General features: G+C 46.0%; 2 protein-coding genes and 1 pseudogene. All 3 read left to right on the top strand.

All coding sequences use genetic code 11. The features are described 5' to 3' along the window. Positions 1–462: 462 nt before the first annotated feature. Positions 463–1086: pseudogene (locus N6G83_RS54125) on the top strand (recombinase family protein); the annotation flags it as partial. A gap of 520 nt (positions 1087–1606) precedes the next feature. Continuing rightward, positions 1607–2227, top strand: coding sequence for a ParA family partition ATPase (gene parA, locus N6G83_RS54120; protein ID WP_044715110.1), 621 nt, complete (start codon positions 1607–1609; stop codon positions 2225–2227). Between the two features lie 38 nt (positions 2228–2265). Beyond that, positions 2266–2493 carry a plasmid partition protein ParG gene (locus tag N6G83_RS54115; protein ID WP_044715105.1) on the top strand — a complete coding sequence of 76 codons (228 nt, stop codon included), beginning with the start codon at positions 2266–2268 and terminating at the stop codon, positions 2491–2493.

Raw genomic sequence — 2493 nt, 5'->3', positions numbered from 1 at the left:
GAGGGACAGCTGATAGAAACAGAAGCCACTGGAGCACCTCAAAAACACCATCATACACTAAATCAGTAAGTTGGCAGCATCACCGAACTCACCCTCATTAACCTTCAACTTGAGCCACACCTCAAGTACCCAAACGATAATCTAACATTTTTTTAAGAAGTACCGTAATCTTGCTTTCTCTATAAAAATTCATTCAAAAATATTTATGTACAACTAACCTAGCCGTACGACTTATCCACCGTTTCTGTGGATAACGCTACATCTTGTGTGTTGAACAGCAACTGTTGATACTAGATGTAGTGCCGAACGGGGCAGGTTCCGATAAACCGTGGGGGTGCGTTATGCCCTGCCCCGATTCGGCCAACGGATTTTGGTGCCGTATAAGTATACCTTCCTCGTACCACTGCAAGCTGGTACTGTTTAAACACACACGACACACTTAAACAGAACCGGTTCTCAAAAATGACCCAAACAGTACCGACCTGCTTTGTTCGCGCTTATCTTCGTGCCTCCACGTCCGAACAGGATGCATCACGAGCACGTAGCTCTATCGATACTTTCGCCACTGAGCACGGGCTGGCCATCTGTAACTATTATATTGAAAATGAGTCAGGTTCACGCCTGGAACGTCCTGAGCTTTTCCGGCTGCTGAAAGACTGTCGGCAGCGCGACATCTTACTTATTGAAGATGTTGACCGCCTTTCACGACTGGCCGGGAATGACTGGATCACGCTCAAGAAAATGATTGCCAGGAAAGATATAAGAGTCGTGGCCGTTAATGTTCCCACTACCTGGCTGCATTTATCTCCGGGGCTGACCGATTTTGATAACCGGATGTTTTCGGCCATCAATGACATGCTGCTCGATATGCTGGCCGCAGTGGCCAGACGCGACTATGAGCAGCGGCGGGAACGCCAGAAACAGGGGATCGCCAAAGCAAAAGCTGAGGGCAAATACCAGGGCAGAAAGGTTAACCAACATCGCTATGATGCCATTAACCGGCTGCTGGCCAGCGGCAGCTCCTGGAGCCAGGTTCAGAAGACCATCAATTGCAGTCGTGGCACCATTAGCCGGGCGATTAAACAGTGTCCCCCAGTTACAGCCCTCCCCTCTCTTTCCGGGCAGTCTGAGAGTGCTACCGCATTTTCCGTGACAGCCACACTGTGGGTGCCGGTGCAGAACGGCAGCAAATTTACCCGTGGGAAGAAAAAGGTCAGAGAAGATATTGCCTGGCTGGTTGAGTGCGACTATGACGGAAAGGTGTTGGACAACAATGAGTACAGCCTGATTTTTACGTATAGCGATGAGGCCGATTTGAAAGAGCAGATTGACGAACTTTTCGACGAGATATACCGCACAGCTGAGATACGTAACTGCGTGGTCGATGATATGACGCTAACCAATGATGCAACTAATCAGGGCTGGAATGAATACGATGGAGGTTGGCAATAATCTATTGAGAGAAGCCTAAACCAAAATTCCCGCCAGTTCCAACACTCAAAAAAAACACTCATATACTCATTTACACATAAAAAACACATTTACTCATTTGTGTTTTTGTGTATAATTAAACTCAAATGAGTAAACACACAAATGAGGTTTAGACATGAAAATTATCGCGTTCCTCAACCCTAAAGGTGGCTCCGGTAAAACGACTGCAACAATCAACGTCAGTAGCTGCCTTGCCAGTTCGGGTAAAAAAATTGCAGTTGTAGATACAGACCCACAGATGAGCCTGACTAACTGGAATAAAGCAGAGAAAGCAGCATTCGATGTTTACACCGCAGCATCAGAGAAAGACGTTTACCAGGTAAGAAAAGATCTGGCTGAATATGACTTTGTGATTATTGATGGAGCCGGTTCTCTGTCAGTTATTACTTCCGCAGCGGTGATGGTCAGCGACCTGATTATCATCCCGGTAACACCCAGCCCTTTGGATTTTTCCGCTGCCGGTTCTGTCGTCACGGTACTGGAAGCCCAGGCTTATAATCGTCCGGTAGAAGCTCGATTCCTCATCACACGGAAAATCGAACAAGCCACCATGCTTAACGTTCTGAAAGATAGCATTGCTCAGACGGGTATTAAGCCGTTTAAAACTGCGATCACACAACGCCAAAGTTACGTTAAATCCGTCATGGAGGGTGAGAGCGTTTTCGATACCAACGATGGAGCAGCAAAGGGCGAGATAGCCATTCTGACGCGAGAAATACTCGAATCATTTGAGTAAAAACTCATATACTCATTTCAGCATATTAGAGGTTATGTATGGCACTAACTAAGCAACATACATCAAAAACAATGAGTTTCGGTGAGCATCGAGATCTTGAAAAAGTCGTCAATAGCACACCCACGGGAAAGCAAAAGAGAGTCAACGTTAACTTTGATGAAGAGATACATACCCGCTTCAAAGCTGCGTGTGCAAAACAAGGTACATCTATTACTGATGTGATAAAGGATTTGGTCGATAATTGGCTGAAAGAAAATGACAAGTAA

This window comes from Serratia sp. PL7, assembly GCF_945957435.1.
This window is presented reverse-complemented; position numbering and strand designations above follow the sequence as displayed.